Below are 25,202 nucleotides of genomic sequence, written 5' to 3'. Positions count from 1 at the left end.
TGAGCGATCACGGCTTGTTTCCGGCCGGGTCCACGAAGGTCGCCTCGCCGTCCCTCAGTCTTCGGTCGACAGACATGGACGAACCCACCGCGATATTGTCGGAAACCCGCCACAAAGATGATTGTCCGGCGGTCGCGTTATTGATCGCCGCGGTCCGGATGCCGACCGAGAAACCGCTCAGGTGGTTGCGGGCGATCAGGGCGGACGGGCCGTAGAAGCCGTACACCCGGATTCCCTCGATGTGGAGCCGCCCGGCTGTGCCGATCTTCTCGCAGGTCACCAGGTTGCCGTCGATCAGCAGGCTGGTGCTGTTGCCGACGAAGACGCCGTGCCGTTCCGTCACCGATTCCGGCATCAGCGCGATGTGGACGACGTTGTGGCTGATCACGACCCGGCCGGCGGTGTCCGAGACGGGTGCGTCACGGCCGGGATTGCGCTTCCGCCGGGCGCTGACCCCGACGTGGATGCCCTGCACCACGTCTCGCACGGTGTTGCCGCTGATCCGTACGTCGTGCGCGACGGTACCGCCGACGACGATTCCGCGGGCCGCCACCATCCGCACGCCGGTGGCCGCGGTGGCGCCGGCGAACAGCTGGACGATGAACGTGCGGAAGGCGGGTGAGGTGTGCACGCCGACTACGCCGATGCCCCGCAGCAGGCTCTCCGCCATGTCGTTGAGGAAGTCGCCCATGGCCAGATAGTCGCGCCGCCGGCCGGGCAGCCTCCGCCAATTCGCCACGGTCTGCCATGGATCCCGCAGGTTCGGATGGGTGACGATCCAGACCTTGACACCGCCGACGCTGATCGGCGACCACCCGGGTTTGGGTTGCTGGCCGCCGGTGTCTTCGCCCAGGAGCCCGTAATTGTAGAGCAGGGTGCGCCGGAAACGGCGGAGGAACTGTTCGTCCTGCAGCCAATGGACCGCGAATTTCCCGTTCTCCGCGGCGTCCACCCGCACCGTGTTGTCAATGAGCGTGGTGCGTCCGTAATTGACTACCTGAAGGCCGACCTGATTCGCGCCGGCCACCAGATCGCACCCGTTCACCCGGGCCGTGGACCGCACCGCCTGCTCGCCGCCGAACGTGGTGTGCAGCGAGATCGCCGCCGCGGCGGTGACCGGCCCGGAGGCGCAGCGGGCGGTGACCCGGGTGACCGACACCCGCTCGCAGTTCCGGGTGGTGATCGCGCCGCCGAGGTTCGGCCTGGCTCCCGGCCCCTGCGACGGCGCCGGGGTGTCGGCCCGGACCGACAGATCGGAGACATCCACCGAGGTGCAGTCGACGAACCGGATCACCGTCTCCACCCCGCGGCCGGTGATCCGGCTGCCGCCGCCGTCGCCGTGCAGGCGGACGTGCTTGTTGCGGAACTCGATGGTGCGGTCGGTCTCGTAGTCGCCGGGTTGGAAGCAGACGCAGACGTCGTTCGCGCCGGCGATCGAGTCCAGCCGGTGTTGCCAGTTGATGGCCGGCGACACGGTGATGCAGCAGCCCCGGTCCTTGGTGAGCGGCACGAACGTGTCGCGGCAGTCGACCGTGGTGTGCCCGCCGCCCGGCCGCCAGTGGACGATGCCCAGCGGAGCGTAGAACCGCCGCGGCCCCTCGGCGGGCAGCCCCGCCTCGAGCCGCCACGGCACCACCCGGGCCGGGCTCTCCGGCCGTGCGGCGATGATCCAGAAGTCGCCCGGCCGCAGCGGCCCGCCGCTCAGCGTGACGGTCAACCCGGTGCCGGTCAGCGGCACCGGCGTGCCGGCGGTGAACGGGATCTCGCTGACCGAGGCGGTGTCCCCTCCGCGGTTCCACACCCGCAGGTAGAAGAAGCTGTCCTGAACCGTGCTGAGGGTGGTGGCGTCGCTCCGGCTCTGCCAGGTGGCGCCGAAAGCAGCCGGCACCGGGGGCGTCGTGGTGATCGTCCGGGCGTCCGGGTCGTACGACGCGGCGACCTTGGCCAGGAAGCCGCCGTGCGTCTCGGCCACCTTCTCGCCGTTCGGGAGCACCGCCGACCAGGGCAGCAACTCGACCGTCTGCTGGGCCAGCGGCCAGTGCGCCTCGTCCTTCGGTGGCTGCAGGAACCGGACGGTCTGCACACCGGCCTGGGTGCTCACCCGCACGCGGTAGAGCGGGGACGCGTTGTCGTAGCTCCACAGCAGCTTGTTCCCGCCGGCGCCCACCTCGACCCGGATCGCCTGGTTCTCCGCGCCGAGGTAGCCGTTCTGCGCCGACGGGCTGCACAGGTTGTCGCCCGAGCCGGCGTTCGGTACGAAGCCGACGCGCAGCGTCGCGCCGCTGGTCAGCTCGTTGTCCTCGGACAACGGCCCCAGTCTGGCCCGCACCGCGGCCCACGCGGCGCTGCAGCTCTCCGTGCCGACGTTCGGCAGCACCCGGACCCGGCGCATGGTGCGCAACCGCACCGAGGTGTCCGGGCCGCCGAGCGCCACCTCGGTCAGCTCGGTGTCCTCGACAGCGGTGACCGGCTGCTGCCAGACCTCGAGATAGACGGCGTCGATGCGCTCGGCGCCGCCCGTGTCCGGCCGTTCCGACGGCGGTTGCTGCAACCAGTCCCGCTGCAGCGTGAACGCCTCGGTCTGGTCCAGCGTGACCCGATGCCCGCCGACGTACATCGTGCCCGGCAGCAGATCGAAGTCGATCTTGTTGGCGGTGATCCGCGGCGCGGCCACCTTGAACCCGTTGTCCGGCGAACCGGCCGCGCCGATCACCTGCGCCCGGGTACGCCGTGTGTCGTCGGCGTCGATGGCCTGCGCTTCGTTCCAGTCGTCGTCGGAGAGCAGCCGCCCCTGCTGGGCCTGGACACCGCTCCAGTGCTTGGACACCCGTGCGTCGTACGCCGAACGGGACACATCGTGGGCCATGGCTTACGTCTCCGTGGTGAAGAGGGGAATGAGGCCGAACGGCAGGAACTCGGTGACCTTCGCCCGCAGGCTGTCGAGCTTGACCGGGTTGAGCAGCCGGTGGAACGCGCCGATCTCGGTGCCGTTCTCGCCGCCCCGGGCCAGTGCTGCCGGCGCGATGTCGGACAACTGGCCGTAGCCGGGATCGCCGAAGCGTTGCGACGTGAACAGCGCCCGCGGATCGGCGATCTCGACCGACTGGTACGCGCGCGGCACCTGGCTGTCCGGTGCGAAGGCGCTGAACCGTACGCATCCGGCCTGAATGTCCTCCACCCGGATCCGCCCGGTGCAGAGCAACTCGGACGCCTCGATCTGGCGCGCCGCCACGTCTCCGATCACGGTGCAGCCCCGGATGCGCAGCTCGCCGTCCGGCTGGCGCAACGCCTCCGGGACGGTGGCCGGGTCGATGGTGTGGATGATCGAGTCGGTCGCGGTGAGCGTGCGAACGAAGCCGGTCGCCGCCACGGTGACCGGCCCGGTGATGCAGGCGTCGAGCACCAGTGCGGAGACCGAGGACTCGATCGACAGCGTGACCGGCCCGAGCGCGGCGCCGTCCGCGTCCGGACCGCCGGGGTCCAGCGTGCAGTGCGCGATCCGGACCGACGACCAGTTCGCGCCGGCGGCGGCGGCCAACCGGATCACGTGAGGACCGCGCGAGCCCAGCCACCAGCCGTCGAGGGTCAGCTCGCTGTCCGGCCCGTCCGCGGTGATCACCAAATCGGCGTCCAGTTCCACGTACGGGCGCTGCTCACCGTCCGCCTGCAGCAGCAGCCGGGGCCCGGCGTTCAGGTCGGCCACCGGACCGTAACGGAGACTGTCCACGATCGATATCGCGGCGTCCGGGCCGGTGGCGGGTGCGGCGACGGCCCCGCCGCCGCCTAACCGGGCGGTCGCCGGCACGGTCGGCAAGCCGTCCCGGCGGTAGCTGCCCGCACCGATCGGGCCGGCGAAGCCGTACGCGTAACTGACCCGGATCGTGGCGGGCTGCGTGCCGGACGAGAACACACCCAGCCCGTTCTCCGCGTCGATCACCAGCACCGTGTCCGGCGGGTTCACGCTGCCGCCGGCCAGGTTGCCGGCCGTGGTGACCTCCTGAGCCACCGGCGCCGGCGTGCCCGCGCCGGGGTGGGCCTCCACCATGATCGACCAGCGGTCCGCACCGGCGTCGCCGGCGGTCGGCAGCAGAGTCGCCTTGCCGCAGTCGGCGATGATCGCATCGGCCAGGATCCGGCGCATCGCGACCACGCCGGGCGGCGACACCGCCGCGGCCGCGAACAGCGCCGCCAGCCTGGTGCGCAGGGCCGCCTCGCCGGCCAGCGGCACCCCGCGGACCAGCCGCAGGACGCCGGCCTGCGCCACGGTCGTCGTGCTGTCTGCGGTCCAGGCCAGGATGTCCGCCTCGGTGATCAGGTACTCGGCGTGCCCGAGCACCTCGCAACTGATCGGCGCGGGCAATTCCCACTCCAGCGCCCGCCGCCATCCATGCGTGAAGTCCGGCCGGCTGGACGTGGCGAAGAGTGCGACCGTGCGCCCGGACGGGTCGAAGGTGAACCGGCGGCGGCCGCCGGAGTCCGCGGCCAGGAGCCGGGGCGCGGCCCGCAGAACCGCGAACGCGCTCAGCCGGTAGAGGTGGAAGGCCAGCTTGGTGATGCCGTACCGGCCGTCGATGCCGCCTCGGTGGCGGCGGGTGTCAGGCAGATGTGCGTACTCGTCCCAGGCGCCGTAGGCCAGCCGGGCACCGCGCGGCCGGCGCAGATCGGGCAGGCCGTGGGCGGGGGCGGCGGTGAGCCGGCCGGTGGCGGCCGGCGCGGTGTCCAGACCGTGCGGCATCCGGACCAGTTGCCGGAACTCCTCGACCACCGTCCCCTCCCAGCCGGTGATGTCGGCGGTCAAGCCCTCCAGGACGGCCGGGGTGCCGGCCCGGCGGCGGTAGTAGATGGTGTTCGCGACGTCGGTCCGGCGCGAGCGGGTGTCCAGCGCCGAGACCATCCGGGTGCCGACCAGATCACCCAGGTACGGCACCGCCCAGCCGTCGCACAGGTCGATGAACACGTCGTCCCACAGGCGGTCGGTGCTGTGCCGCAGCACCGCGGCCTGGCCGGCGAGGACCTCGACGAGGGCGCGGAGCACCCCGGAGCGGTCCTCGTCGCGGTAGAACGGCGGGATCAGCTCCCACAGCTTCTCCGCGTAGTACTGGGGCAGCCGGTCGTTGACGTCAGGCATCCTGGTCCTCCGTCGCGGTCACGGTGAGGCTGACCTGGAACCACCGGCCGTTGCCCGGCTGGTAGCCGTAGTCGGCGAAGCCGGCGTCCTGCCAGGTCAGGCCGGCCACGCCGGTGACGCCCGGCACGGTGAGGATCTCGGCTAGCAGCACGCTGCGGAACAGCGGCACGCCGACGCCGATCCGCTCGGCGGACAGCAGCCCGGAGACCGGGGTGGTCAGCGTCCGCACCACCTCGTCGATCACCACCGCGCGCTGGTGGTCGCGGTGCACCCGCAGGTCGGCGGCGAGGGTGGCGGGTACCGCCTCGGCGCCGGCCACGGTGATCGGGGTGGCCGGCGCCGAGGCGGCCCGCAGCGAGGTGGTGATCGGGCCCGCCTGGCCGGCCGGACCGATGTACCAGACGTGCACGGCCGGCAGTTGCCGTTCGGGGTCCCAGGCCCACTGCGCCTGCACGGCGCGCACCCCTGGCTGCCCGGCGGCGAGAGCCTCCATGTCCTGGATGGACACCGCGCGGCCGAACAACAGCGCCGAGCGCGGGGCGTACGTGCGGACCCGCTCGGCCGGCTGCGCGTCGTCACCGCCGGACGCGGCCACCGGGTTGCGTACCGCGGTGATCCCCTTGACCGGCCGGGCGAGCTGAGTGATGCCGCCGGCCGGGGGTGTGGCCGCGCCCGCGCCGAAGCGGTAGCGGGCGACCACCGCGGCGCCGGACGGCAGCCGCGCCCCGCGGACGCTGTCGCCGAAGATCACGGTGGAGGCGCCGGCATCGTCCTGGCGGACCACGTAGACCGTCGCGTCCGGGGCCGCCCCGAAGAAGCTGGGCACCTCGGACCAGCGGATGTCGCGGACCCACACGGTCAACGTGCTGCGCACCCCGTTCGGGTCCACGCCGGTCGGCGCCGAGAGGTAGGTCAGCGGATTCTTGCGCAGGGTGAACGCCTGGTTGGCGACCGATCCGTCACCGGCGCCGAGCACCTCCGCCGGGACCGTCTCGCCGCGGCTGACTCCGGCCAGGTTGGCGTGCACGGTGGCCGGTGGGGCGAGCACGGTGGTCAGCCCGCCGCCCTGGCCCGGGAGCAGCGCGCCGGTCTCGAAGTCGACCTGGCCGGCCAGGCCGGCGCCGGTGCCGTCGGCGTCCTCGACCAGGAACGTGACCGGGCGGGTGCCGTCGGGCGGGGCCTCGATCGGGGGCCGCAGCCGCAGCGCCGCGCCCGGTTGGATCCGGGGATCCACCGGCATGGTGAGGGTGCCGGCCTCCTGCAGCCCGTACTCGATGATGATCTTGGCGGGGTCGGTGCCCAGCGTGCCGGCCGGCCAGCCGGGCGCGATGGTCACCACGGTGACCGGGGTGCGCAGCGGCGGGCCGGTCACGGTCGTGCTGCCGACGGTGAACGTGGTCTCGCCGGCCAGCTTCCGGGTTTCCTGCGACGTGGTGGTCACCGTGAGGGCGGCCGTGCCGAGCGGGCCGACCGCGATGATCCGCGAACCCGGCTGGATCTGGCTCACCGTGCCGGCGAGCGCCAGGGTGGTGGCGCCGTTCGCCAGCGTCTGTGGCTGCAGCGGCCCGGTCCACAGCGTGGTGGTCGCGCCCGGGCGCAGCAACCGGGCCGTGGCGAGTGGCACCGCGGCGGTCAGCGCTTTGTCGAGCGTCACGAGGTGCCCGCCGGCGCCACGGGTGACCGAGGTCGCCGTGAACACCCCGGCCGACGCGCCGGCCGACTCGACGAGCAGATGATCACCGGCGCCGACCCGCGCCGAGCGCTGTTCCACCAGCAGGGTCGTGGCCAGGGCCGGCACGCTCGCCGGCCGGGTCGGCTCCAGCGCCCAGCCGTTCAGCAGCGGGTGCACGGTGGTGTCCGCGTCCAGCTCGAACACCTGCGGCGGCTCGGCCCCGAACGCCGACGAGCGGAACGCGGTGCCGGCCGGCAGCACCAGCGGCTGGCGGCCGTCCGCGCGTACCGCCAGCCGGGCCCGGGCCGCGACGGCCGGGCGGGGACGGTAGCCGAGCAGCTCGACCAGTCTGCGCACCGAGGGAGCGAGCCGGGCGGTGCGCAGGTAGCTCTCGTGCGCGATGGTCTCGTCGTAGAACGACAGCACCTCGCAGGCGTACGCCCACATCTCCAGCACCATCACGCCGAGGTCCTGGTCGCCGCGGGCGCGCCAGCCGGCCAGCGCCGGACGGTGGGCCGGCAGCTCCGCCAGCATCGCCCGGCGGAACTGCTCGAAAGTGGCGATCTGCCGGGGGATGACCGTCAGGCCGGCGTCGATCGCGGCCGGCGCGGGATGGGTGAACGTGTCGCACGGGCAGTTCGGTCTGGTCGTCATGCGCCACCCTCCGGGATCAGTTCGTACGAACCGCGGTCGGGGTGCAGCGCGTCGTTCTCCACCCGGATCACCTCGTTACGCCCGGGCCGGTACGACGCGGGCAGCTCCAGCCAGCCGAACACGCCCCGCCGGCGGAACGCGATCGCCTCCACCGCACGTACCCCGCCGACGCGCTGGATCGTGGCCTCCAGCCCGGACCGGTCCAGTGGAGTGCCGAAAGTGAAGTTGTCCGGCGCGAAGAAGCCGTCCAGCACGGCCGCGATCCGCACCTTCACCTCGGCGGCGTAGGCGTCCGGCGCGACACAGAAGCCGATGCGCAGATCCAGATCGGCATACCGCGGGTCCAGGGTGCTGGTCTCGCGGCCCGCCTGCCGGAACCGGTCCAGCTGCTCACCCAGCTCGGCCCGCTCGGCCGCGGTCACCTCGACCCGGGACCGCGGATCCGGCGTGACGAACGCGGTCTGCCAGGAACCGGTCCACCGGAAGCTGCATCCGGCCCGCTGCACCCAGTCGAGGCGCTGGGCCGCCTCCGCGTAGTCCTCCGGGCGTACGGCCCGGAAGGTCACCGCCCGGAACGCCTCCGGAGCCAGTTGCCGGATCTCGGCCGGCGTTTCCGGGTCGACGCCGTTGTCCACTGCGAACGGGTTCTCCACGGCCGCGATCAGGGCGGCGGCCGAGTCGTGCACGTGCCGGATCGCGCCCGCCGGCAGGTTGGCGGCCCGGCCGTTGCCGACCAGGTAGTTCACCCGGAACCGGGTGCCCCGGGCTGGGATCAGCCCGAACGTGCCGTCCCCGAACCGGATCGTCACGCCCGCGTCGGCGGCGTGGTCGAGATGGACGAACTCGTGATCCGCCCGCTGGTAGCCGACCGTCCGCCGCCAGAAGCCGTCGTCCAGCAGATAGTCGCGGGCCAGCGCCGTCGACGCCGGGGCGTCCAGCAGCGAGGCCCTCGCCATCCACAGGCGTCCGTCGACGAAGCCGCCGGCGCCGTCCGGGATCCGCTCGCTCAGCCGCAACTCCGGCGTCGCCCGTCGCGGATCCCCGGGGTCGGCCACGGAGCGCCGGCGGACCAGGCCGTCGACGTCGGTGCGGTACAGGCTGAACAGGAGAGCGGTGCTGCCGTCCGGGCCGGTCCGCTCGATCGCCCAGGCCGGGTCGGCCGGCTCCGGCGGGTCGGCGGGGTGGTCGGCCGGCCCGGGCGGCGACTCGGCCGCGAGCAGGGCATCCGGCGACGGCGCGCCGCTGCCGGGCCCGATCACGAACGTCCGGGTCACCTGGTCGCCGGCCACCGCGGGCAGCACGTTGCCGTACACATGCAGGGTGGCCAGGTCGAGCTCGGCGGTCAGCGCCTGCGCGGCCGACCAGCGCAGCAGGACGGTGTCGCGGCCGCGCAGCGGATCCCGCACCACCTCGGCCGACGTCACCCGGACCAGGCGGGCGCACGACGGCAGCGCCGGATCGTCCGGCTCGGTGCGCAGCAGCACCCACCGGCCGGGTCCGTCCCCGCCGGGCGGGTCGTCGTCGAACGGCTTCAGCGCGTCGGCCACCGCCTGGCCGCCGCCCGGGCGGTCCTCGCCGGCCAGCGACAGCGAGGTGCTGCCCACCGGCAGGCAGACGTCGTGCACGTCCCACTGGTACGGGATCAGCCGGGTGTCGTTGCGGGCCGGATCGATCGCGTACCCGTGCTTCCGCAGCATCTCGTCCAGGTTCCGGCCGATCGAGAAGCCGACCCGTACGCCGTCGCGCAGGCCGTGCAGCGCGGTTCCGGCCGGCACCGAGCCCTTCGCCGCCGCCGTGACGGCGATCCAGGTGTCGGCGCCCAGGCCGTCGTGGATCCGGTAGTCGACCAGGCGGGCGTGCCGGCGCAACGAGCGCCGCTGGGTGGCCGTCTCCAGGTGCGCCTCCCGCGCCACCCGGTCCTGGTGGTAGGCGAACTCGTCGGCGAGCGCGGCCATCACCTCGACCAGCATCACCGCGGCGTCCGGGGCCAGCCGGTCGGCCCAGCGCGGGTACCGCTGTGCGGCGAAGTCCAGCAACGTGGTGCGCATGCTCCAGAAGTCGCGGGCTTGATAGTCGATCGCGAGGCCGGCCGACGGCGGGTCCCCGCACACGTGCTCCCCGCGCGCGCAGTCCACATCGCTGGGACAGCCCGCCTTGAACGAGAACTCGACGCTCGCGAGGTACGGGTCGAGCAGCGGCGAACCGATGGTCAGCGTGTAACGGCCGAACCCGCCCGGCACGACGGTCGACACCCGCATGACGACCTCGCCGCCGACCGTGGGAAAGGTGACCGGCGGCGCCACCGGCACCGGCGGCGCGTCCCGCTCGGTCGCCACGATCGAGATGAGCTCCGCGGTCAGCAGCGCCTGCTGCGTGGCCGAGGGCGCGGCGAGGAAGTGCACGTCCAGCGTGGTCTGAGTGGCCGGGTCGACGGTCAGGTGGTCGATGCCGAGCACATCGGTGCCGGTGTGCAGCGCGCTGCGCCGATCGATGCCCGGGATCATGGCGCGACCGCCAGGTTCAGGAACCGCCGCTCGCCGCGGGCGTTGATCACGTACGCCACGGTGACGTCCAGCAGCGCGTCGCTCGCCACCACCCGGACGTGGTCGACGGTGATCACCCCGGCCAGCCACCGCTCCAGCGCCTCCAGGACCATGACCCGCAGCAGCGACGCGGTGGCGGTGGAGTTCGGCGCGAACACCATGCGGCGCAGACCGCAGCCGAAGTCCGGCCGGTTGACGCGCTCGCCCGGGCCGGTCAGCAGCACCTGCCGGATCAACTGGTCGACGTGTGCGGCATAGTCCGGCTCCTGGGCCAGCCGCCCGGCCTCCGGATCGATCGCGAACGGGAAGCGGACGCTGTCGCTGACCGGCCGCCTCATCGGGTGCCCACCCGTCGCTGCGTGGTGACCACCGAGACCGGGCCCTGCGGCACGTTGGCGCCGCTGAGGCACATGCCCGCGGCCGACTCCGACAGCGTCGGCGATCCGGCCGTCACCCGCAGATCCGCCACGATCCACGTCACCGACAGGCACGGGCTGGGCGCGCCCGGCGGAAGCGTGAACGGGCAGCCCGCCACGGTGAAGGTGTCACCGCTGGTCAGCAGGTGCGCGTCACTCTTCGCCCGGGTGTTGGACGGGGTGGCCCGCACCTGGCCGCCGTGCGGGCACTGCATGGCCGTGTTCGCGGTCAGCGCGTTGCCGGACATCACTTCACCTCCAGGGCGCCGTCGTCGACCGAGACGCTGGACTGGGTCACCGCGACGCTCTGGCCGCCCATCTCGCTCCTCACACCGTCGGTGGAGACGGTGTGCACGGCCTTGTCCCGCTTGGTCACCACGTCATCGCCGATGGTCAACTCGCCGGCGTCGTCCACCGCGAGCCGCACCTCCGGCACGTCGTCGTCGAGCACCACCGTCGACGAACCCGTCCGCAGCACCTTGGCCGGCGCGCCGGTGGCGGCGTCCGGGACCTCATCGTCGGCCCAGAAGAAGCCCGACCACAACGGGTACGACGGATCGCCGCCCTCGAACTCCACCCACACCCCGGTGCCCGCCTCCGGCAACATAAACAGGCCGACCTTGGCCCCGGCGTACGGAACGCACGGCATCGCCCAGACCTCGAGGTCGCCCAGCACGGCCGGGACACGCACCTTGAGCCGCGCCCGGGTGGTCGGATCGGCGTTGTCGGTCACCGTGCCCCGGTACTTGCCGAACTGCCGGTACCGCACCCAGTCGATGAGCTGTTCGAGTGGATCGACGTCCATGTCAGGCTCCCCACGCGTTGCGCAGAAGTTCGATCTCCATCCGGTGGCTCCCCGCGTCGATCGTGTGCCGGACCCCGGCGACCAGGTAGGAGCCGCTGTGCCGGGAGCCCGCGCCCCGCAGGTCCAGCACCGTGTGCGCGCGGACCGCCCGGCCGACTCGCTCCCGGGTGGTCTCCCCGGTGGCCCGCACGAAGAAGTACGACTCGGTCAGCGCACCGGCCGAGCGGGCCCGCAGGTCACCGGCGTCGTCCACCGGTGCGGCCAGGAACATCGACCGGGTGTCGCCGGTGATCGCGGCCAGATCGTCCGAGCCGAGCGCGGCCAGCGGCGACTCGGCCATCGCCCCGTCCAGATCCGCCTTGGTGTTCAGGTCGACCTGCATTCCCTCGACGCTGGTCGGGCGCTCGGTGTCCCAGGTCAGGTCGAGCGACCGCAGGTGCGGGGGTTCCTTGTTGATGGTCAGCGTGACCGCGGCCGGCCCGCTCGTCGGCGGCCTGCGGAAGTGCGCGGTCCGCACGCCGGTGGGATCCGCGGTGACCCAGAACGCGTACCCGTTGCGGCGTGCCAGCCGGCGTACGAAGGCCAGGTCGCTCTCCCGCTGCACCAGCGTGTGTTTGTTCTCGTAGTGGCCGGCCGCGGTGGACTCGACGTCCGGCGCCAGCCCGTACGAGCTGATGATGCTGGTCACCGCGTCGCTGTCGGTCACTTCGGGCCAGAGCGCCGAGCGCGCCTGACGGTCCATCGTGATCGACGTGTCGCTGCCCCGGACCTCGACGTAGCTGCCCGCGCCGCCGTGCTCGAAGTGCACCCGCTGGGCGCCCACCGGTCCGGCGACCAGACACTCGTTGCCGCCGGCGCCGGGCACCAGAACGGACAGCTCGGCGCCGGCCGACAACCGGTCGTCGACCAGGAGGCCGAAGTCCCCGGCCGACGCCTCGAACTCGAACCGGAGCCGGAACACCGTCGGCCGGCCGAGGCGCTCGTGCACCTCGACCCAACTGGCGGACGCCAGTGAGGCGTCGACCGTGCCGTCGACGGCGATCGCGACCCCGAGCGGCATCAGGACCTCCGCACCGGAACGGTGATCTCACGGCGCTCGGTCAACCACTCCGCCTGCATGGCGTCGTTCGCCTCGGCCAGGCGCCAGAATCCCGCCGGGTCGTCCAGGTACTGCGCGGCCAGGTGATCCGGGCGCTCGCCCTGCCGCAGCAGGTGCACGCCGGCGACCGCCTGCTCCGGCGGCGGGGGCACGGCCACCACGCTGACCGTCCGGCCCCGGTGGTCCGGCACCTGGTAAACCGGTACGTCGCGGTAGCGGCTGCGCTCGTCGTAACTGGACATGATGCGTATCCCTCCTGGTCAGAACGGCAGCGTGGCGAGCAGGCTCGCCACGCCCGACGCGACGCTGGTGGCGGCGAGGACCTTCTTCTGCGTGGTGGCCGCCCGGTACGCGGCACAGGCGATCGACTCGGCCGGGGGCAGCGGGTCGGTCTCCTTCGCCAGCTTCGACCGGAAGTAGTCCTCGGTCAGCACCCGGATGCCGACGGTGACCTTGGCCCGGATCGGGTAGAGCGCGGAGTTGAACGCCTGTTCCTCCACCGTGAAGGAGGAGATCTTGACCGGCAGGATCCGGCCCGGCCCCCAGGCGAACAACACCACCGGCAGCTCGGCCTTGTCCGGCACCGTGTCGGTGGCGGCCCCGAGCGCGCCCGCGATCGCCCCGACCGCCGACGTGAGCAATCCGGGCGTGATGGTCGGATACATCAGCATCTCCAGCGCGGCGATCCGGTCGGCGACGCCGGTGAGCACGGTCTGCGGGTGCAGCGCCGGCTCCTCCAGATCGTCGATCGCGTCGAACGCGATGACGACGTCCATCTCCTCCTCGGGGTCGTACGGCGCGACCCGCGCGGCGGGATTCAGCGGGTCCGCTTCCTTGTCCGGCGGCTGCTCGTAGGGTTTGAGCTTGCGGGTGAGCGACTCGGGGTTGTACTGGAACCCGATCACCTGCGGCACCGGGCCGATGCCGGTGACGTCCAGCCGGATGAACGCCCCCTTGAGAACCTTCGGCGCCAGCGGAGACCGGTTCGTCATCGCCCCGTAGTCCCTTCGGTGTCGAGCACGGCGGGCATCTCGGTCCCGTCGGAAAGTCGGTAGACGGCGATCCGGGACAACAGGTCGGCGTGCGACGCGGCGACCCGATGTGTCGAGTCCGTCAGTGGCTGCCCGCGCCGCCGGGTGACCGTCATCTCGTGCTCGTCGAACTCGTAGACGGCGGGATCGTCGTCAGCCAGCCGGGCCGCCAGGATCGAGTGTCCGGTCTCGACCCACTCGGCCAGCGGGAAGAGCCCGGCCTGGTCCCGGATCAGCTCGCGTCGCTCGTCGGTGTCGTAGGCGCCGGGCACGGGCAGGTACCAGACATCGGCGGTCGGACGGGGCTCGATGATCCGGAACTGGACCCGGTCGTCGGGCAGAATCCCGGCGAGCACCGACCGCGACGCGGCCACGGCTTCGGGGACGGGCACACCGGCGAGGCCGGCCATGGCGGCGTGCACCACGTCGTCCTCCCGGTAGAACACGGTGTCCGGGAAGTGCGCGACGAATCGCTCGAGCGCCTCCGCGTCCGGCGTTCCGGACACCCACGACCGCGCGTCCTCCGCGTCGCCGAGTGTCCGGTGACTGCCGAAGTCCGCAGGCCGGTCCAGTCCCTGGCCGGCGGCCCAGTCCCGGTTGCGGCGGTAGATGTCGTCGGTCGACTCGCCCCGTCGCGCCGCGGCCACCACCGCGCCGCCGAAACCGTGGACGGCCTCGACCGTCACACCGGGCGAGTCCGGGATCCCGGGACGGACCAGGACCGGGCGCAGCCCGTCCAGCAGACCGCAGCAGATGCGCACGTCGTGCTCCCAGGCTTCGCGGGCGAACTCCCACGCCTCCGCCGGCCCGAACTCCAGCAGGCGGAGCCGGCCACCGGAGCGGCTGCGTTGCCAGGCCGGGCGGATCTCGTGCCAGCTCGCCGGTTCGATCGGATTGCCGAGGAAGCGGCCACGCCGCAGACCGCCGACGGTGGTCAGGGGCGCGAGATCGGTGAGGAAACAGAAGTCGAGGCTGATCTCCGCCAGGGCGGCATGACCCGCCAGCGGCCCGGCGTCCTCGACCGGGCAGGCGAGCACACGCAGCTTTTCCAGCCGATCCAACCCCGCGACATCGTCGAGAGTGCGGATGGCGCAGGCGGTCAGTTCCAGCGTGGTCAGGCCGGTGCAGTGGCGCAGCTCGCCGAGCTCTTCGGCGTGCAGCACACGCAGCTCCGCCACGGCGTCCAGCTCGTTGGCCGAGAACGGCGGCGGGTGACCGATCGCCTGCTCGGCGGCCGATCGGACCCCGTGGTCCACGATTTCGATCATGTCGCCGCGCTCCCGAATCTGTCGCGGATCGTGCGGAAGTCGCCCTTGACGTTCTCGAAGTTGCCGGCCTGCTCGGCCGCCAGCTTCGCCGGGTCAAGAACCCGGCCCCCCTTGGTGTGCAACCCGGGGTGCAGCGGCACGAGAACACCACTGCCGTCCCAGATCCAGTCCAGGAACACGCCGTACAGCAGCTCGATGCACGAATGGATGCCGGTGCTGCTGTCGAACGCCGCACGCAAGGCGTTGTGGAAGTCCTCCTGATACTCGGTGCGCGGCCGTCCTCCGATGTACACGGCACCGGAGTGGCCCTGCGGCACCCAGAGTTCCTCCGGGCCCAGCCTCTCCTTCGCCCAATACCGCGTATCGAAGATCAGCCATGAAGTCTCCGTGCGCAGGGCGTGGTGCAGCTCGATCCACTTGACGCCGTCGAGGAAATTCGCCGCACTCTGTGCGAGCGCGATCGTGCTCGGCACGTAGTCACTGGGAATCCACTCGTGCATGCCTCGGTGTGCACCCCGGAAGCGGCGGATCAGCCATTCGCGGCTGGCCGGGTCCTCCTTCCAGATCAGGGCGAAGCGGTCCCAGCCGAGCGAGCCGACCTCCCCGTCCGAGGCCATCCTGGTCATGAAGTTCAGGACCCCCGGCGCGTCCCGGACCGCCGCCTCGAGTAGCGGGTCCACGACGTCGGCCTCGGTGTCGGCGACCAGATCCTCGTAGACGCCGCCCTGCACGACGACATAGAGGTTCGCGCCCTCCGGGCTGACCTGGGCGATGCCGCCGGCGGCGCCCTGCGCGAACCAGTCGTCCAGGTCGAGATTGACGTCCTCGCGGTTGAGCTTCTCCGCCTCGGCGAAGTGCTTCTCATATTTCTCGGCATCGAAGGGCTCTTCGGAGGACAACGGGTACGCCGCCGCCGTGGTGTCCTTGATCGGCTTGAATCGACCCTTGGCCGAGGTGGGCGCGACCTTGGCTACCGCCTTGAACGCCTCGATCCGCTGCCGGGGACCACGTAGTGCCGGACCGGTGATCAGACCGGTGCTCATCACGTCGTAACCGGCGTCCAACGCGAATCCGGTCGGGTCGCTGCGAAGAACGACCCGGCGGACAAAGGCCGCCGCACCGGCACGCTGCGCGAGGTTGCGCAGGTTGCGGGCGGACTGGAGATCGCCGGGCGGAGGTGGCGGAAGCTGGAGTGTGCCGTCCTTGAAGTTCTCCGGGTACTTCGCCAGCAGGTGGCCGATCAGGGTGTCGTCCTGCCGGGAATCGCTGAAGATGCCGGTCGCGGCGCCCTCGGCGAGGTCGGTGACGAGCTGCCGCGGCAGGCGCGGCTCGAGCCGGACCGGCGACTGCGGGAGCACCGTTCGCACGACGACCGGCCCGGCAAGCCCGTACAGGTCGGCGATCCTCTTGAGTACCGCGGCCAGTTCCCGCTCCTCGCGGACAACCGTTTCCTGGTCCTTCGCGATCTTCTCGGGCGGGGGAGCGGCCGCCGGTTTGGTCGCTGCCGTGCCGACCTCGGCGACGACCTTGTCCGCCTGGGCGTCGGTCAGGCCGGCGATCTTGCGCGCCTCCGCGATCAGCGCGGGTGCCTCCGCCTTGATCTTCGGTGCGGTCTTCGCGTGCCCGAGTTGCGCGGCGCGGTCCTTCAGCCACTGCTCGACGGTGGTGACCTCGCTGCGCATCATGACCGTGGCGTTGGCGCCGGTCACCGCGATGAACAACTCGTGAGCCTCACCGCCGCCCTCGAACGGCACCCGCAGGCCTACCGCCGTGTCGCCCGCCGGCGTCTTGTCGTCCTTGCCCTTGATGCCCAGCTTCGCCAGGAGCTTGCGGCCCATGTCGACCAGCCACGTGACGACCCGGCGCAGAGCGCCCTCCACCCAGCCCTGCAGCCCCTTCACCGCGGTCGCCACCTTGGCCGGCAGGCCGCCCAGCCCGAGGTAGTCGGCCAGGAAGTCGATCACCGGTGCGACCAGCATGGCCAGCGCCTTCTCGACCGTCTTCGCGACGCCGGCGACGTTGCCGGAGATCACGTCGGCCAGGCCGTTCACGATCGCCTCGACCAGATGGAAGATCTTCGCGGCGTTGGTGAAGACCCACTTGAGTACGCGGTAGATGGCCTCCAGCGCGGCCAGGATGGCGCCCGCCGGGTTGAGCATCAGGATGATCCGCTGGGCGACCTTCACGATCAGGGTTTCGCTGATGAAGCGGATCGCGGCGTCGATGATCGCGTCGATGATGGTCTTCGGCTCGAGCGTCTTCTCGATGTCCTCGATGATGCCGCCGATGCCCTTGGTGGCCAGCGTGTAGATGGCCCCGGCGGTCTTCTCGATGATGGCCACCGGCTTCTCGCCCAGCTGCTCGACCAGCAGCTTGCGGATCCGCGCCCAGGAAATGCCGAGCAGTTGGAGGCAGAACACCACCACATTGCGCAGCGACAGTTCCTTGGGGATCTCGATCGACATGCCCTCCCGCTTGAGCCCGGAGAGCAGCCATTCGAGCAGGCCGGTGATCAGGTGCTTGCCGATGTTGTCGAAGAACAGCTGGAAGCCGGCCGCGATCCCGCCCATCAGGTTGTTCGCGAAGGCCAGCGGCGCGTCCACGATGTCGCGGGCGACCTGCTTGATCTTTTCCAGCACGGCCCAGAACGCCGGCGGCGAGATGCCGAGGATCTCCAGCAGGCCGTCGATGATGAACTTCACCGGGTCGTCGAGGAAGCGGCCGACCGCGTCCAGGAACCGGCCCCACAGGCCCCGGGCCGCCTTGCGCAGCTGCTGGATCTTTTCGCGCGCGGCCTGCACCGCGTTGCCCGCGTTCTCGATCAGCTCCTGGTTGAATGCCGTGCGGGTCGCCTCGGCCTGGTCGTGCAACGCGTCCAGCTTCTGGCCGAAACCCTTGAGCTGCTGGGCCGCCCACTCCTGTTCCTCGGCCGGCAGATCGGTGGTGAAGACGGCGGTGATGCCCGTACGCGCGGTCACGATGATCTCGTCGGCGATCTTGATGATGCCGTTGACGTAGCTCGAGATGTCCAGGATGAGCGTGCAGACACCGTCGCCGAAGTTCTTCTCCGCGTCGGCATACGCCCGGGTGACCCAGTCCGGCAGCCCGGCGACCGCGTCCCAGCCGGACACGAAGAATCCGCCGACCCCCTCGTGCCGTTCCGCGACCTGGCCGGTGACGATCTTCAGGTCGCTGTTGAACTTCTCGGTCAGCGGCGGCAGCCCGGCCGTCCACTTGCCCATCGCGGTTCCCGGCACCGCCGACAGCAACTCCTGCACCCTGGTCTGCGCGCCGGAGTAGATGTCCTCGGCCCGCTTCGACAGCCGCGTCCGCAGTGCTTCGCCGCTCTCCTTGAGCCGGTCCTGCTGGCCCTGCACGCCGCCGGCATGCTCCGTGCGCGCCGCGTGCAGCGACGCCACCGCCTTGGCCTGCAGGGCAGCCAGGTCCTCGTCGGACTTGGCCAGCGCCACCCGCTGGTGCTTGAGCGCCTCGGCCGGTCCGCCGGCGGCCAGCGTGCTCAACTCGCCCTGGGCCGCCCGGGCCTCGGCCACCGGCCCGCCGGTCACCAGCTTGGCGGCGTCCTTCTCCAGCCCGGCGTTCTGGGCCTGCGCGCTCATCGCCGAGGTGTCCTGGTCCAGGCTGACCTGATCGGCCGGCACCGGGTCGGGGGTCGCCGCGCCGGCGGCGAGCGGCGGGACCGGCGCGGCGCCGGGGATCGGCTCGACGCCCGGCGCGGCGGGCGGCGCCGGGCCTTGCGGGGCGGTGTCCAACGGACCGTACGAGGCCTTGGTGGCGTCGACGTTCCGCTGCACTCCGGACTGCACACCCCGCCCGGCCTGGTCGGCCACCTCGACCGGCCGGGAGTCGATGACGCCTTCCTCGTCGGCCGGCCGCTTCGAGGCGATCAGCCGGCGGATCCGGTCGCACAACTCGACGACGTCGACGCTCGGCTTCTCCTTGGCGGCGATGTCCTCGACGAGCTTGCGGGCCGCGCGGGCGTCGCTTTCCACCTGCGGCTCCTGCACGGCCGCCTGGCCGGCGGTGACGTTCTCGCCGGCGGCGGGCACCGCGGTGGTGGTCGTGCTCGCGGCGGCGGCGCGGCGCCGTACGCCGGTGAGCCGCGACTGTTCCCCGGCCGACAGGCCGGCCGCCGGCTCGGGCATCAACGGGACGTCCGGCCGGGCCGCGGGTCCGGCGTCCGCGGTGCCGGCCTCGACGACGGCGGGAGGAGCGGGCGCGGCGTCGCTCACGGCCTCCTCGCCCGGTGCGCGGACTTTCCCGCCGGGAGCCAGCTCGCCGGGCCGCTCCTCCGGTTCCGATTCCGGTTCCGGTCGGGGTTCGGTAACGACGTCTTCGTCGGCCACGCCGTCGACGGCCCGGTCCGCGGCCCGGTCCGCGGTCGTCTCCAGGATGGACGGGCCGGCCGGCGTCACCGCCAGGAACGCGGGCCGGTCGAGCATGCCGTGCTGGGCCTGGGCCACGTGCGCGACCTCGTGCGCGATGATCCAATCCCCGTCGCGGGTGCCCGGCCGGAACTGCCCGGCCGCGAAGTAGATTTCCGTGCCGACCGTGACCGCGTACGCCTCGTGGCCGGCGGCGAACGCCTCGGCCGCCTCGTCGGTGTGCACGCGCGCGGCGTCGGCGGCCCGTGCACCGACCACCGGGGCCACCTTGCGGCGGACCGCCTCGGGCAGCGGGCGTCCGGGCCCGTCGCCCGGCAGCGGGCCGGCGTGGCGGTGATTCCCGCCCGCCGCCACCGCCGGAGGCCCGGACGGCCTGCGGGCCGGCGCCGGCTTGACCTCGGCCGTCCGCCGGCCGGTCGCCGGGGTGGCGGCGTTGCGCGCGACGGCTGTACTCATCGGGTCAGCGCCTCGAGCACCGCGGCCGCGACCGTCTCGACCAGCTCGTCCCGACTCGCCCCTGGGCGCGCGGTCACCGTGATGTCCAGCGCGCCCAGCGATCTGGCCGGCAACGCCTTCCCCAGGCCGTGCCCGATGCGTTCGGCGACCTCCCGCGACACCCGGCGGGCGGCCGGTGCGCTCAGCCCCGGTAGGCGCAGGAACAGCTCCTCGATGATCACCCGGTCAGTCGTCATCGGCGACCAGCCGTTCCCGGATCCGCTCGGCCAGCGGGCGGTCCTCCTTGGCCAGCTCACCGCGCAACCCGGACACCAGGTGGGGGAGCGTCACCGCGGTGCGGTCGCGGCGGGCGGCGAACATCGCGGTGAGCACCGCGAACTTGATCTGGGCGCCGGTCACCTCGATGCCGGCCGCCAGCCGGGCGAGACCGCCGGCCAGCGCGTCCGCGCGCTTCGCGCCGGCCAGCGCGCCGACCAGGGTGCCCCACAGCCGCAGCCGCTCGGCGGCGTCCGGCAGCGGATAGTCCAGCACGTAGCGGATCCGGCGCAGGAAGGCCGGATCGATGTCGCCCCGCCGGTTGGTCGACAGCAGCGCGATGCCCTCGTAGCTCTCGATCGCCTGCAGCAGATAGCCGGTGTCGGTGTTGGCGAAGCGGTCGTTCGCCTCCTTGATCTCGGTGCGCCGGCCGAACAACGCGTCGGCCTCGTCGAAGAGCAGCACCACATCCTGCGAGGCGGCCCGGCGCAGCAACCGGTCCACGTTGCGGCTGGTCTCGCCCACCCACTTGCTGACCACGGTGGCCAGGTCGATGCGGAACAGGTCCTGCCCGAGCGCCGCCGCGATCACCTGCGCCGACATGGTCTTACCGGTTCCGGGCGGCCCGCAGAACAGCGCCAGCAGGCCACGGCCCTGCGGGAACAACCGCCGGGCGGCCGGCTGCTCCCACAGCGCGGCCCTGTTCCGCGCCTCGAACAACAGATCGTCCAGGGCCTGGTCCACCGCGTCGGTGACCACCAGATCGCCACGCTCGAACGGGCAGTCGAGCCGGCGGGCCAGGTCGCCGAGCGAGTCCCGGGCGGTGTCCCGCAGGATCGCACCGGCGCATGCCGGCGTGCTGGGACCCCGGCGGTGCAGCAGTTCCAGGTCGGCCGGCCGGGTGCGGTGCTGGGTGACCAGCTTCTCGAGGTCGTCGGCCGGCCAGTCGGCGCTCCACGGCGCGTACGACCGCCACAGCGCCCGGCGGGTCTCCAGCGACGGAGCCGGCAGCTCCACCAGGTGGTCCACGGCATGGCCGGCGGGCGGTGTCCAGGCCGGGTTCTCGTCGATCACGAACTGAAGCGGGAAGTGTGAGTCGAGGCGCTGGTTGCGCCGGATGCCCGGCGACGGATCGCCGACGAAGGCGGGCGCGCACCGGTCCAGGAAGGCACGCCGCTGAACCCGCAGGTAGACCGGCCCGAACCGGTCCTCGGCCAGGTCGGTGAGGTCCACGGTGAGCAGCGGCAACCGCATCCGGCCGGCGAGCGCGGCGGCGAACGACCGCCGGCCGCTGCCGGGGAGGCCGGCCACCCGGACGCGGACCGGGGTCGGCGGCCGGTTGCTCAGCCAGCGGTTCACGGCGGCCGCGGCATCGTCGAGCGGCCAGTCCGCCAGCGGCGGGAGCACCGGCTGGACCCCGGCGATGTCGGCCATCTCCGGGTCGAGCGCATCGCTGCCCAGCAGCCAGTCCCGGATCGCCGGATCGAGCGTGCGGGCGGGCGGCTCGCCCACGCCGGTATCGGTGCTCAGCACGATGTCCCAGGTGAACAGCGCCGAACCGGGGTCGACGACCAGCGGATCCCGGTGGCCGTAGAGCCGGCCGACGAGGTGATCGGTGACGTACTGCCGGGCGGCGTCGTCCTGCAGGTACCCGTACACCCGGGAGAGCGCCGGGTCGACCGCGGCACCCAGGCAGGCCTGCACCAGGTCGCGTTCCGCCGCCGCCAGCCGGAACACCCGGCACAGATGCGCGAGCCGGGAGGCGCGGTCGCCGTCCAGCGCGGACTCCGCCGCGGCCAGCCGTTTGCGCAGCCCCTCGTCGCCCTCCCGGGCGGCCCAGTCCGCCTCGGCCGCCGGGCCGTCACGGCCGGCCAGAAGGGTGTCGACCTCGGCGTGGCTGATCGACCAGCCGGGTGCGCGGCCCTGCTCGTCCGCCCACAGCGAGCGCAGCCAGCCGGCCCGCAACGCCGCCCGCAGCCGGACCCGGCTGAGAACGGTCTCCACGATCGGCTCGGCGGTCATGGTTCGATCCAGCGGGGTGGCGACTCGGCGCCGAGCACGACCAGCCGCAGCGACACCGCGGACCCGCCGCCCAGTCCGGCCGGCAGCCGGAAGGTCACGGTGCTGGCCGACTCCACCCGGAACTGGCCCGGATCCAGCGCGCCGGTGCTGGTGCGTTCGGTCAGCACGGTGTCGCCGACGCTGAGCTGGACGGCGTCCGGCGGGAACGGAGGCAGCGGCGGCCCGGGGGAGCGGAAGGTGTAGCCGGTCAGGGTGCCGATGTCGGCGGCGAATGTGAGGGCGTCGATCCGCGCCGCGATGCTGAACGGTGTGCCGTTGGACAGCACCGGGAAGTCGCGGGTCGTGCCGTCCGGCAGCGAGCGGCGGCGGATCACCCGGACCCGCGCGGTGTAGGTGCCGGGCACCACCGCCTGCGTGCCGGCCGCTTCCCGTACGGTCGCGGACAGCTCGTCGTCGGTCCCGGTGACCGTCCACGTGTCGTCCACCTCGACCGGCCCGGACCATCGGGCGTGCTGCAGCACCAGCCGGCTGTCCACGTCGCCGCGCAGGTTGTAGCCGGTCACGGTGACCCGGCCGTCGATCGGCACCTCGGCCGGCCGGGCGACGAGATCCTGCGGCGGCAGGCCGGGCACCTCGACGTGCACGGTGTTCTGCGCGCCGTCCAGCCGGGGAGCCGACCCGGCGAAGCTCTGCACGCCGTACCGGAGGACGCGGCCCGACATCGACTTCGGCCGTTCCGGCTCGAGCAGCACCGCCGACACCTGGTAATAGAGCGAGAGGCGGGTGGCCAGCGACCCGGAGTTCCAGTACCCGGACGCCTCCGGCGCGGTGACCGGCTGCAGGCTGATCCGCAACGTGTTGCCCTCGCCGTCGAGGCCGACCGCCTTGAGCACCTCCAGTGGCGGCTGCGGCGCCTTACGTGCCAGCACCGTGGCGTCGTCGACGACTGGGTGATCGTGCAGGGCCTTCGCCGCGCAGCCGACGAGCACCTGCTCCTGGAAGGTGGGCTGCTCGCCGGTGCCGGCGCCGACCGCGGTGACCTGGTAGTGGAGCGAGACGGCCATCGGGACCAACCGCACCGGGACCGGGTCGTGACCGAGCCCCGCGACGTTCTTCAGATAGCCGTCCTCGGTGACGTGGTACAGGTAGACCCCGAGCGTGCCCGGCTCCAGCTTGTCCGGCGGCTGGCCGGTGACCTTGGGCGCCTGCCCGAAGGTCCAGGCCGGCGACGTGCTGATGTGAGCCTGCACCAGCGAGGTCAGGGCCTTGGTCACCATGGACAGGTCGAGGAGTGCCATCACAGCTGTCCGAGACCGAATCGCTGCGGAAGGCCTCCGGCCGGGCCGGCCGGAGGTACGGGCGCCCGCCGGGCCGCGGGCGTGCGGCGCGGCTCCGGCGCGGCCGGCCGGACCGGCTCGACGACCACGGTGACCCGGCCGATCACGATCTCCGTACGGGCCGGGGCGGGCGGTGCCGGCGGCGGAGCCGGAGCGGCCACCCGGGCGCGTAAGGGCTGCGGGCGTGGGGTGGTGGCCTTCGCGGTCGCCGGCGAGCGCGGGGCGATCGACGGCAGTGGCGACGGTGACAGCAACACCGGGACGGGCGGCTCTCCCGCCGCCGGCTTCACCACGGCCGGCTTCGCGACCGCCGGCGCCGCGTCCGGCCGCACGGGCGCGGGCACGGCGGGCGCCGCGAGAATGGTCTCTGGTACGGACACGGCGGAGTCCGGGTGCGTGATCGCCTCGGGCAGCGGTGGCGCGCGAAGCGGGTCGGGCCGGATCCGGCCGGGCGGGGCCACGGTCGCGCCGCTGGGCCGGATCGGTGACCGCGGCCGGACGGGTTTCGCTGCGGACCTCGTCTCCGCCGGCCGGTTCGGCTCGGGAGGCGTGCCGGACGTCGGCGGGGCGATCGCCGGAGCGGCCTCCAGCACCGCGGGCAGGGCCACCGCCGGGTGGTCCGTGGCGGGCGGCGGCGGGCCTGCGACACCGGCCGGCGGGACGGCCGGCGCGTCGGGGACGGCCGCGAACGGGTCGGCCACCGTCGCCCAGCGCCGCGTCACGGCCGGCTGGACCGCGCTCAGCGGCCGCCCGGACGAGCGCTCGACGATCCGGCGCAGGTAACCGCTCATCGGCGTTCCGCCGCGCGCGGGACCGGCTCGCCGTCGAGCAGCGCGACGAACGCCCGGCGGTTGCTGCGCGGCAGGGACAGGATCTCGCGCAGACCCCAGCCGTACGCGATGGCGATGCGGTGCAGGTCACCGAGCAGGCCCGCCCAGTCCGAGCGGACGGCGCCGAGCAGGTAGTCCTGCATCTGGAAGCGCACCGCCGCGTGGTGTCCGCACTCCGGGCAGGTCGCCGCGAGGTCCATATCGATGCCGGCGCCGGTCTCCTCCATCGCCGCCTCGACCAGCGGCCCGTCCACGGCCGGGTCGCCGGAGATCAGGCAGCGGGCCAGCAGTGCCTGCTCGGCGTCGTCCGCGGCGAGCCCGAGGACGGCCGTCTCGTCCCGGGCGGTCGGCAGCCGGAACCGCACCCCGCCGGGCAGCGAGCAGACGCCGTCCGCCCCGGCCGGCGTGGCGGCGCGAACCTGGGCGGCCAGGTCGGCGAGCACGAAGTCGAGGTCGAACGGCGAGCCGCAGGCCGCGCAGGTGACCGCGCCGGAGATCCGCGGGCCCCAGCCGAGTTGGTACGCGGCCGCCAGCAGCAGGTCACGCTCCACCACGGTCAGCGCCGCGGCGTCACCGGGCCGGACCGCGGCCGCCGGATCGTCGACCAGCAGTCGGTCGAGCAGCCGGACGGCGTCCATCGTGGTGTGCCCGCCGACCGCCTGCTCGTCGGAGCCGGCCGGCTCGCGGATCAACGCCCAGCGGCGGCCGGTCCGCTCCAGCGGCACCCGGCACACCGGACCGGCCGCGATCGCCGGGTCCGCCGCGCCGGACATCACGGCTCCGGAAGTTCGGGCTCGGCCAGATCCCGCTCCCAGCCCTCGTTCTGCAGAACGATCTTCTCGATGGCGACCACGTGCGCGTTCGCGTCGAGTTCCGGCAGCGCGGTGTACTCCGAGACCCAGCAGCGGAACACGTTGTACGCCTTGGCCACCTGCCCCGCCTCGTTGAGCAGCTGGATGGTGATCTCCCGGCGGAACTGGGCGAGCGCCATCCCGGCATCCCCGGTCATGGTGTTGACCTGGTTGGCCCAGGCCTCGAACTCGACGTCCTGGGTCACCCCGCGCTCGATCGTGATCGGGTCGAACTTCCAGGTGCTCGGCGACAGGTACTGGATGCTGTTGTCGCCGCCGCTGCGGAAGGCGACCGGTTCGGTGGCCCGCTTCAGCGGACTGATCTTGGAGACTCCGGCGATGAACCGGCCGTCCCACCTCAGCCGGAACTTGTAGTTCTTGTACGGGTCGAAGCGGGTGGCGTTGACCGTGAACTGGGGCACGGAACCTCCT

The 25,202-nt window shown here is 72.7% G+C and carries 18 protein-coding genes; all 18 read right to left on the bottom strand.

Going from position 1 to position 25,202, the window contains the following annotated elements; translation table 11 throughout:
- Positions 1-7: 7 nt before the first annotated feature.
- From QLQ12_RS36610 to QLQ12_RS36525, 18 genes are read right to left on the bottom strand one after another with little or no spacing between them, the layout of a single operon-like run.
- A complete protein-coding gene (locus QLQ12_RS36610) occupies positions 8-2,866 on the bottom strand; it encodes a DUF6519 domain-containing protein (RefSeq protein ID WP_282765423.1) in 2,859 nt (952 codons plus the stop codon).
- Between the two features lie 3 nt (positions 2,867-2,869).
- A complete protein-coding gene (locus QLQ12_RS36605; protein WP_282765421.1) occupies positions 2,870-5,128 on the bottom strand; it encodes a hypothetical protein in 2,259 nt (752 codons plus the stop codon).
- The gene (locus QLQ12_RS36600) at positions 5,121-7,454 is read right to left on the bottom strand and encodes a baseplate J/gp47 family protein (protein ID WP_282765420.1); all 2,334 of its coding nucleotides are present in this window, start codon (positions 7,452-7,454) and stop codon (positions 5,121-5,123) included. The genes QLQ12_RS36605 and QLQ12_RS36600 overlap by 8 nt, the downstream gene beginning before the upstream one ends.
- Positions 7,451-9,958, bottom strand: coding sequence for a baseplate J/gp47 family protein (locus QLQ12_RS36595; RefSeq protein ID WP_282765418.1), 2,508 nt, complete (start codon positions 9,956-9,958; stop codon positions 7,451-7,453). The genes QLQ12_RS36600 and QLQ12_RS36595 overlap by 4 nt, the downstream gene beginning before the upstream one ends.
- Positions 9,955-10,335, bottom strand: coding sequence for a GPW/gp25 family protein (locus QLQ12_RS36590; RefSeq protein ID WP_282765416.1), 381 nt, complete (start codon positions 10,333-10,335; stop codon positions 9,955-9,957). The genes QLQ12_RS36595 and QLQ12_RS36590 overlap by 4 nt, the downstream gene beginning before the upstream one ends.
- Positions 10,332-10,661, bottom strand: a complete 330-nt coding sequence (locus tag QLQ12_RS36585; RefSeq protein WP_282765414.1) for a hypothetical protein — start codon at positions 10,659-10,661, stop codon at positions 10,332-10,334. The genes QLQ12_RS36590 and QLQ12_RS36585 overlap by 4 nt, the downstream gene beginning before the upstream one ends.
- Positions 10,661-11,218: a phage baseplate assembly protein V gene (locus tag QLQ12_RS36580; protein WP_282765412.1), complete on the bottom strand. Its 558-nt coding sequence runs from the start codon at positions 11,216-11,218 to the stop codon at positions 10,661-10,663. Before QLQ12_RS36580 ends, QLQ12_RS36585 begins: the two co-directional genes overlap by 1 nt.
- Position 11,219: 1 nt before the next feature.
- Positions 11,220-12,278 (bottom strand): phage late control D family protein, encoded by a 1,059-nt coding sequence (locus QLQ12_RS36575; protein ID WP_282765410.1) that lies wholly within the window; start codon positions 12,276-12,278, stop codon positions 11,220-11,222.
- Positions 12,278-12,559 (bottom strand): hypothetical protein, encoded by a 282-nt coding sequence (locus tag QLQ12_RS36570; protein ID WP_282765408.1) that lies wholly within the window; start codon positions 12,557-12,559, stop codon positions 12,278-12,280. Before QLQ12_RS36570 ends, QLQ12_RS36575 begins: the two co-directional genes overlap by 1 nt.
- 18 nt (positions 12,560-12,577) lie before the next feature.
- The gene (locus QLQ12_RS36565) at positions 12,578-13,309 is read right to left on the bottom strand and encodes a hypothetical protein (protein ID WP_282765406.1); all 732 of its coding nucleotides are present in this window, start codon (positions 13,307-13,309) and stop codon (positions 12,578-12,580) included.
- Complete coding sequence (locus QLQ12_RS36560) at positions 13,306-14,616, bottom strand: leucine-rich repeat domain-containing protein (RefSeq protein WP_282765404.1); 1,311 nt, start codon at positions 14,614-14,616, stop codon at positions 13,306-13,308. The genes QLQ12_RS36565 and QLQ12_RS36560 overlap by 4 nt, the downstream gene beginning before the upstream one ends.
- On the bottom strand, positions 14,613-19,475 hold the full coding sequence (locus QLQ12_RS36555; protein ID WP_282765403.1) for an eCIS core domain-containing protein: 4,863 nt from the start codon (positions 19,473-19,475) through the stop codon (positions 14,613-14,615). The genes QLQ12_RS36560 and QLQ12_RS36555 overlap by 4 nt, the downstream gene beginning before the upstream one ends.
- Complete coding sequence (locus QLQ12_RS36550) at positions 19,472-19,711, bottom strand: hypothetical protein (protein ID WP_282765401.1); 240 nt, start codon at positions 19,709-19,711, stop codon at positions 19,472-19,474. The genes QLQ12_RS36555 and QLQ12_RS36550 overlap by 4 nt, the downstream gene beginning before the upstream one ends.
- Entirely contained in the window at positions 19,701-21,752 is a 2,052-nt protein-coding gene (locus QLQ12_RS36545) for an AAA family ATPase (protein ID WP_282765399.1), read from the bottom strand. The genes QLQ12_RS36550 and QLQ12_RS36545 overlap by 11 nt, the downstream gene beginning before the upstream one ends.
- Positions 21,749-23,050, bottom strand: coding sequence for a DUF4255 domain-containing protein (locus QLQ12_RS36540; RefSeq protein ID WP_282765397.1), 1,302 nt, complete (start codon positions 23,048-23,050; stop codon positions 21,749-21,751). Before QLQ12_RS36540 ends, QLQ12_RS36545 begins: the two co-directional genes overlap by 4 nt.
- Positions 23,050-23,880 carry a hypothetical protein gene (locus tag QLQ12_RS36535; RefSeq protein WP_282765395.1) on the bottom strand — a complete coding sequence of 277 codons (831 nt, stop codon included), beginning with the start codon at positions 23,878-23,880 and terminating at the stop codon, positions 23,050-23,052. The genes QLQ12_RS36540 and QLQ12_RS36535 overlap by 1 nt, the downstream gene beginning before the upstream one ends.
- The gene (locus QLQ12_RS36530; RefSeq protein WP_282765394.1) at positions 23,877-24,692 is read right to left on the bottom strand and encodes a hypothetical protein; all 816 of its coding nucleotides are present in this window, start codon (positions 24,690-24,692) and stop codon (positions 23,877-23,879) included. Before QLQ12_RS36530 ends, QLQ12_RS36535 begins: the two co-directional genes overlap by 4 nt.
- Positions 24,692-25,192, bottom strand: coding sequence for a phage tail protein (locus QLQ12_RS36525; RefSeq protein ID WP_282765392.1), 501 nt, complete (start codon positions 25,190-25,192; stop codon positions 24,692-24,694). The genes QLQ12_RS36530 and QLQ12_RS36525 overlap by 1 nt, the downstream gene beginning before the upstream one ends.
- Positions 25,193-25,202 lie beyond the last annotated feature (10 nt).

It is taken from the genome of Actinoplanes sandaracinus, assembly GCF_030009775.1.
Classification (GTDB): Bacteria; Actinomycetota; Actinomycetes; order Mycobacteriales; family Micromonosporaceae; genus Actinoplanes; species Actinoplanes sandaracinus.
Note: the sequence above shows the minus strand (reverse complement) of the source record. Positions and strands in the feature narration are given on the sequence as shown.